General features: G+C 52.3%; 8 protein-coding genes. 5 read left to right on the plus strand and 3 right to left on the minus strand.

Going from position 1 to position 7624, the window contains the following annotated elements; all coding sequences use genetic code 11:
• Window positions 1-172 precede the first annotated feature (172 nt).
• The 3 genes from dnaN to dnaA all read right to left on the minus strand — a co-directional run bounded on the left by dnaN (window position 173) and on the right by dnaA (window position 3393).
• Complete coding sequence (dnaN, locus tag RUMCAL_RS11330) at window positions 173-1279, minus strand: DNA polymerase III subunit beta (RefSeq protein ID WP_242823512.1); 1107 nt, start codon at window positions 1277-1279, stop codon at window positions 173-175.
• 235 nt (window positions 1280-1514) lie between these two features.
• On the minus strand, window positions 1515-1988 hold the full coding sequence (locus RUMCAL_RS15620) for a hypothetical protein (protein ID WP_156902540.1): 474 nt from the start codon (window positions 1986-1988) through the stop codon (window positions 1515-1517).
• 28 nt (window positions 1989-2016) lie between these two features.
• A complete protein-coding gene (gene dnaA / locus RUMCAL_RS11340; RefSeq protein ID WP_040648075.1) occupies window positions 2017-3393 on the minus strand; it encodes a chromosomal replication initiator protein DnaA in 1377 nt (458 codons plus the stop codon).
• Window positions 3394-4056: 663 nt separating this feature from the next.
• Here dnaA and rpmH point away from each other — a divergent pair.
• From rpmH to jag, 5 genes are all read left to right on the plus strand, one after another.
• Window positions 4057-4191, plus strand: a complete 135-nt coding sequence (gene rpmH / locus RUMCAL_RS15160; RefSeq protein ID WP_084194420.1) for a 50S ribosomal protein L34 — start codon at window positions 4057-4059, stop codon at window positions 4189-4191.
• Window positions 4192-4411: 220 nt separating this feature from the next.
• Complete coding sequence (gene rnpA / locus RUMCAL_RS11350) at window positions 4412-4780, plus strand: ribonuclease P protein component (RefSeq protein WP_021683033.1); 369 nt, start codon at window positions 4412-4414, stop codon at window positions 4778-4780.
• A complete protein-coding gene (gene yidD, locus RUMCAL_RS11355) occupies window positions 4777-5052 on the plus strand; it encodes a membrane protein insertion efficiency factor YidD (protein WP_021683034.1) in 276 nt (91 codons plus the stop codon). Before rnpA ends, yidD begins: the two co-directional genes overlap by 4 nt.
• Before the next feature lie 8 nt (window positions 5053-5060).
• Window positions 5061-6215: a YidC/Oxa1 family membrane protein insertase gene (locus RUMCAL_RS11360; protein WP_021683035.1), complete on the plus strand. Its 1155-nt coding sequence runs from the start codon at window positions 5061-5063 to the stop codon at window positions 6213-6215.
• A 75-nt stretch (window positions 6216-6290) separates the two neighbouring features.
• Window positions 6291-7334, plus strand: a complete 1044-nt coding sequence (jag, locus tag RUMCAL_RS11365; RefSeq protein WP_021683036.1) for an RNA-binding cell elongation regulator Jag/EloR — start codon at window positions 6291-6293, stop codon at window positions 7332-7334.
• Window positions 7335-7624: the final 290 nt, after the last annotated feature.

Here is a 7624-nt window from a genome sequence, read left to right on the forward strand (position 1 = left end):
CGCTGGTCCCCCTCCCCTTTCAGGGGAGGCTTATACATAAGTCCGCGGGGCGATGTGGGCATCGCCCCCTACACGTTCCAAGAGATTTCTCCGTAAAATCCAACACATTAAGAAAAGGTTTCCCCTCAGCAGCACTGTCCTTGTTTCACGTGAAACATTCTGTGTGACACGCTTATCCCCGCAGCTGGATCGGCATCAGCAGGAAAATGAAGCTTTCGCCCTGCGGCGGAACCAGTTTTGCCACGCGATTGCCGCCGCTCAGCTGGATTTTTACCTTGTCGCAGTCTGCCGCACGGACAGCGTCCAACAGAAAACGGTTATCAAAACCGATGGTGACATCTTTGCCGCTGATCTCCACCGGAATTTTGTCGTTGATCTCACCAATACCGGTCTTGCACCACACGCCAAGACTGCCGTTGGCAAACGTGCAGCGAACCGGTGCGTTGTACTTACCGCTGATCAGCAGGGAACAGCGTTCCAGACAACGGGTCAGGGCACTGGTGTCCACAGTGATCTCAGTTTCATAGCTGGCAGGAATGCTGCTGCGGTAGTTGTGGAACTCGCCCTCCAGCAGGCGGGAGAATACCGTATAGCCGTTGAATTCGAATACCACGTGCCGCCGATCCGCAGAAATGGTGCAGAGTTCCTCTGCGTCATCGTGGAGCATGTTTGCCACTTCCAGCAGCATCCGTTTGGGAACCACAAAACGGTAATTCTCCGCACTGGAAATGGGTTCCTGCCGGACTGCCAGCCGGTAGCCGTCAATGGCTGCCACATGAAGGGTATCGCCCTCCACCTCAAACAATTCGCCGGTGAGCACTGGTTTCGCCTCGCTGACAGAAGTTGCATAACTTGTCTGGCGAATCATGGAATTCAATACCGGCTGTTCGATCTGCATGCCGACGTTCAGATCCAGACTGGGCAGAGCCGGATATTCCTCAGAGGACATGGCGGAGATCTGAAACTCGGTGGCATCACAGAACAGTTTTACCACATAGTTGTCATCCACTTCCATGGTTACCATATTGCCGGAGAACCGGCGGACAGCCTCACTCAGCAGACGGGGAAGGATCACAAATTCGCCGGAGCAGTCTGATTCGACTTCAATGCTCCGCTGGATCCCGAATTCCAGATCATAGCCGGTCAGTTCCAGATTGTCGTGATCCAGCCGCAGCTTCAGGCGTTCCAGTGCCGGAATGGTGGATTTTTGAGAAACACCCTTTGCCACATGGGTAATGGCAGTATAGAATGTTTGTCGGTCACAAGTAAATTTTATCATGGGTCGTCTTCCTTTATTCAGATCCAATGGATCGGTCAATTTTGAATGGGGTTCGAAACGTGTGTCCCGGACAACGCTATATCCGTTTTGTATCTGTGTTGTCCGATGTCTTTCCGATTGTCCTTTTGCAGCCACTTCGCGGACAGAAAACATCACGCAGTTCAGCCGTTTTTCTTGCTTTTGCAGCTGTATCACGGACAGTTTTTTGCTGTCCATCCACTGTGCACAGCACATGTTATCCGCTGTTTTTTGCAGCGAAGCTGCGAAAAGACAGAATACAAAGAAAAGAATATATAGTAGTAATAATAGAGGCTCTGGAAAAGTGGAAACCGCAGATTCTCCTCGGAATTTCGGGCAGATCTTTCCCACAGACCGCCTGTGGAAAGTTTCCGGAAAAGTGGAAAGCTTTTTCCACACGGGAAAAGTGGAAAGTTTGTGGAGTGGAAAACAAAAGTTTGTGGAAAAAACCGTGGAAAACCTGACGTACTCGAAATACCGCTTCCACAAGCTGTGGAAAACACATTCCACAGCTTTCTACCACAGATTCCACAAGCCCGCTTCTACAGCTGTTAAATGCCGCGGACACAGCGGGCACTTTTTCTGCACATGGATTTTCAACAGACTGTTGAAACGCATGTGGAAAACTTGCCGACGCCGGTGGAATTCCTGTGGAATCGGCAAAAAAGCACTGCAAAATCCTGTTTTCCACATGTTCTGCAGTGTCCTTTCCCAGTTCTCTATGCGTGGCTTTTGTTGCGGATATTTTTGATGGTGTCCTCGACCAGCTGCTTCAGATGGTCATCGTGCTTCATTGCCGTTTCAATGTTGCTGATGGAGTAGACAATGGTGGAGTGGTCACGGCCGCCGAATTCCGTGCCGATCGCCTGCAGGGGCATCTGGGTGATCTCACGGACCACATAGATCGCCACCTTGCGGGCAGTGGAGATCTGGCTGGAGCGTTTGCTGCTGCGAATATCCTCCGGAGAAACGCCGTACACGTCAGCCACTTCCAGAATGATCTTCTCCACGGTGATCGGAGCCGGCTGGTCGTCGCTGAGAATGTCCTTGATGACGCTCTGTGCCATGGAAATGGACGGGGGCGAACCTGCCAGATGCTTCAGGGCTTTCAGCTTCTTGACGGCACCCTCCAGCTGCCGGATGTTGGTTTTCAGACGGTTGGCAATAAACTCTGCCACATCGTCGGGAATGTACAGATCCAGCAGTTCTGCCTTGCGGCGGATAATGGCGATACGGGTTTCAAAGTCCGGTGTGCTGATGTCGGTGATCAGGCCCCACTCGAACCGGCTGCGGATACGTTCTTCCAGCGTTTTCAGTTCCTTGGGCGGCTTATCCGAAGTGATCACGATCTGCTTGCCCTCAGCGTGGAGCTTGTTGAACGTGTGGAAGAATTCCTCCTGCATGCGTTCCTTGTTGCTGAAAAACTGAATGTCGTCGATCAGCAGCACGTCGGCGTTCCGGTACTTGTCGTGGAACCGAGCCATGTTGTTGTCGTTGATGCAGGAGAGGAAGTCGTTGCCGAATTCTTCACTGGTGACGTAAATGATCTTGTATTCAGGGTGATTTTCGTGCACCTGGTTGGCAATGGCGTGCATCAGGTGGGTCTTTCCCAGACCGGAGGGACCGTAGATGAACAGGGGGTTGTAGTTCTTGCCCGGTTCTTTTGCCACGGCGGTGCAGGCAGCGTAGGCGAACTCATTGGAGCCGCCGACAATGAATGTGGCGAAGGTGTACTCATAGTTGGCACCCTCAAAGCTGTGTTCCAGTTCCTCGTGGCGGCGTGCCAGTTCATCGTAATCCTTGGCGTTGCTGTTTTCGGAAAGCGGGTTGTCATTTTCTTCCGGTGTGACGACATTGATCTGGATCTTGACATCCAGTCCCAGCACGTTGAGAAATGCCTCTTTCAGCAGGGCATTGTAGGTGTTCATAACAACGGTTTTCTGGAACTCTGACTGTACGGTGAACACTGCCACCGAGCCGTCCAGCTGTACCGGCTTCATAATATCGATCCAGAGCTTCATGGCAGCTTCTGAGATCCGGCCCTCTTTCCGGCAGTACTGTTTGACACTGGAGAAGGCTTCATCAATTGAATTCATAAATGGGGGATCCTCCTTATGTAACTTCAAAGCCTGTCCGGCAGGATCTGCGGGGATCTCCGTGGTCTGCCGGACAGGCGAATTCTGCGGAACGGTGGTTGTGGAAAACCGTTTTCCGCAGACTTTCCACCTGTCTTTCAACAGGTATTCTTAATATAATAGTATACCACATCATCTGTGGAAAATCAACCCCTATTGTGGAAAACTTTATGAATTCCACAAAATTTCCACGTGGAAACCTGCGGAAACTGTGGAGAGCAAAAACGGACAAAAAACGGGCGTTTTCCACAGGCGGTGCAGCGTGGAAAATGGTTCAGGCAGCAACGGCAAAACGCGGGCACCGGAGCCGGCTGCCGCGTTGCCGGAATGCTGTCCTGCTCCGGAACGCTGGGTCAGCCGGCGGAATTGTCTTTGTAAAAAACGTCAAAAACCGACAAAAAATCCGTGCAGCCTGCCCAAAACAGCTGTGGAGAACCTGTGGAAAAAGAAAAAAAGCCGAAAATTTCGCAAAAAAGTTTGCCGGAGGGCTTGACAAATAAAACGGAATCCGTTATAATATATGGTAAATGGATTCACGCAGACAGGCTCGTCCGGTCTGGGTGGACTTCCAAGGAATCTGTGGGACGGCAGTTCTGCCGTCTGAGCGAGAAAGGAGGTACTGTTTTGAAGAGAACATATCAGCCGAAGAAGATTCATCGGAAAAAGGTGCATGGCTTCCGCAAGAGAATGGCCACTGCGAACGGTAGAAAGGTTTTAGCTCGCAGAAGAGCACGGGGCAGAGCAAGACTGAGCCACTGATCGAAGTCGGACCACAACGCCATTGGTTTGTGGTCTTTTGTTTTTTCGAGGAGCGTATTCTGAATTCGCCGATGTGCCGGCTGCGGAAAACTGACCCATACCGCCATGGTACAAGGTCAGACAGTCCGCAGCCGGCACACGGAAGATTCGGGGTACGCTTTTGCTTTTTCCGGTAAAAACCGTCAACAGGCTCTGAACACAAAAAGATGGAGTGCAAGCAATGGAGAAAACAGTGATCCTCAACCAGAATCGGGACTTTCAGCTGCTGTATCAGCGGGGAAAAAAGATTGCATCGCCGTATGCGATTATTTATCTGCGAAAGACCAGACGAAAGTATAACCGGCTGGGCATTACCGTAGGGAAAAAAGTCGGGTGTGCCGTAAAACGCAGCCGTGCCCGCCGTGTGATCCGGCAGGCATATCGGGAAACCGAACACCTGATGCCGGTGGGAATGGACATGGTCATTGTGGCGTTGCCCTCTATTGTGGGCATTCGCTCCACACAACTGCGTGACTATCTGGCAGGAAGCGGCGTTCGCCGTATCCGTAAACTGGTGGAACCGCCGTCGGAAGGGGGAAAACCGAAATGAGGTATCTGGCGGCGGCACTGATCCGCCTGTACCAGAAATTCTCCCGCCTAACTCCGGCTGTGTGCCGGTTTTATCCGACCTGTTCCTGTTATGCACAGACTGCAATTTTGCGGTTTGGTGTGCTGCGGGGCGGCTTTCTCGCCCTGCGGCGTCTGCTGCACTGTCACCCGTGGAATCCCGGCGGTATCGATTACGTTCCGGAACATCTGGATCCGCCGCGGGAGGTCTTCGGGCGGTATGTGCGGGCAATACGACACAACAGAAAGGGTTAAACAATTTTATGAGTGATTTTTTATATGATCTGTGCGGAAAGCCGTTCGGCTGGATCATGCGTCTGATTTACGACTTGGTAGACAACTATGCTTTGGCGATCCTGTTGTTCACGATCTTCACCAAGCTGATCCTGTTTCCCATTTCGTATAAGCAGCAGAAAAATTCCGCAAAAATGCAGCGGTTCAATCCGAAGCTGGAAAAGCTGCGGAAAAAGTATAAGGACGACCCCAAGAAGATGCAGGAAGAACAGATGAAACTGTATCAGGAGGAAAACATCAACCCCGGTGCTTCCTGCCTGCCCATGTTCCTCCAGTTCTTTATCCTGTTCGGCATTCTGGACGTTGTATATAAGCCCCTGTCCTTTATCCTCAAGATGAAAGACAGCGTGATCTCCAGTGCTTTTGAGATCGTCCGGAATGTCAATCCGGAACTCGCCAAGCAGGGCACCAGCCTCCGGCGGGAACTGGCGATCCTGAGTGCACAGCACAGCGATGCCAGTGCATTCCAGAGCGTGCTGGGGGACAACCTCTCCGCAAAGATGACCGAATTCTATGACAAGTTCAACCTGTTCGGCATCAATCTGGGCGAAGTGCCGTCGTGGCACCCTGACGTGTGGAACGCTACCGCGATCGGCTTGTTCCTGATTCCGGTGCTGTCCGGCGTGCTCCAGCTGGCACTGACCATTTATATGCAGATCTACCAGAAGAAAAAGAATCCCGGCATGCCGAATATGGGCTGCATGAACATCATGCTCTATGCAATGCCGATCTTCTCCGTCTGGTTCGCATTTCAGGTGCCGGCAGGTGTCGGCTTCTACTGGGTATGCTCGTCCTTCTTCTCCCTGATCCAGAGCGTCGGTCTGAACTGCTACTTCACCAAGGAGCGTATCGAGGCGATCTGCGAAAAGGAAAACCAGAAGAATGCCAAGAAATACGCCAACGGCAAAAAGAGCTTCATGCAGCGTATGATGGACGTACAGCAGGGCAATGACGTCATGAACCAGCGGGAAAAATATGTAGAAGAAACCAAGGATATGTCCCGTTCGGAACTGAACAAGTATAACCAGCAGGTGCTGAAAGACGCACGGAAACGCATGGCAGAAAAGTACGGCGAAACGTATGACGAATCCGACAGCACCGAGGGCAGCGGGGATCAGAAATAATCGTCCGCGAAAAATCAATTACTACAGTTCACAGGGAACCGCCCTGTGAAATCCCATTACCAAGGAAAGGGATGAATGAGAATGAAAGAGATTTTCACTGCAAAAAGCATCGAAGAAGCAAAGCATCTGGCGGTCGAAAAGTTCGGCGTTTCTGAAGACCAGATCGTGTTCCGCATTCTGGAAGAACCGAAAAAAGGAATTTTCGGAAAGGTAAAGCGGGAAGCACAGGTAGAAGCAGTGTACGAAGCAGCAGAAGAAGCTGCACCAGCAGAAACCACAGAAGCCAAGGCTCCGGAACAGCCGGAAGCCCCGCAGCCGCAGGCAGAAGCCGCACCGGCAATGCCGGTTTCCCGACCGGTACAGGAAGCGGTTTCTTCCGTGGAGGAGATCATTATTGACAAGGACGACAATTCGCCCACACGGGGCATGGAGTCCGAAGCGATCGAAACCATTCTGACCGAGGGCGAAATGTCCCCGAACCTGCTCCGTGCAAGACAGTATATCGCAGACATTTACGCTGCTATGGGCATCACCGTGACCATCAGCACCATGCGTACCGCAAACGGCATTCGCATGGAACTTCGCAGCGATAATAAAAGCGGCACGATCATCGGCAGACGAGGCGAAACACTGGATTCCATTCAGTATCTGGCATCGATTCTGGTGAATAAGGACAGCGAGGATTACTGCCGCCTGCTGCTGGACAGCAACGGCTATCGGGAAAAGCGTCGCAAGACACTGGAACAGCTGGCAGAAAAGATCGCACGGAGCGTGCTCCGCAGCGGTCGTTCCACCACGCTGGAACCCATGAATCCCTATGAACGCCGCATCATTCACAGCAAGATCTCGGAGATCGAGGGTGTGACTTCCAAGAGCGTCGGCGAAGATCCGTACCGGAAGGTCGTAGTTTCTTCTACCACCGGCAGACGCAGCGGCGGAAACCGCGGCGGCAAGGGCGGTCAGAACCGCGGGGGCAAGCGTCCCTATCGGGAAAAGAAGCCGGAAGATTTCCGCCGGAAGAATCTGGATTCCATGAAGACCAGCTTCGAACGGGATTATAAAAAGCCGAAGCCGGAGGACGAACTTAACACCGGCTTGTACGGCAAGATCGAATTCTGATCGGAAACTGAACGCAGATCACAGAACGGATTGTAGCAATGCAGTCCGTTTTGTTGTATCTGTTTGGAATGTGTAGAAGGCGATGCCCACATCGCCCCGCGGACTTGCCCGAGGACAGTAATTTTCTAGTGCAGCCGCATCGAAACCGTCCGGCGGAATTCGCTCGTACCTCGCTGTCCGCCTGGGGCTTGCCAACGTCGGCTGCCAATTATGTTAGACTTTATGGAAGAACCTCTTGGAATGTGTAGGTGGTGATGCCCACATCGCCCCGCGGACTTGCCCGAGGACAG

This window comes from Ruminococcus callidus ATCC 27760 (assembly GCF_000468015.1).
Lineage (GTDB): Bacteria > Bacillota > Clostridia > Oscillospirales > Ruminococcaceae > Ruminococcus_C > Ruminococcus_C callidus.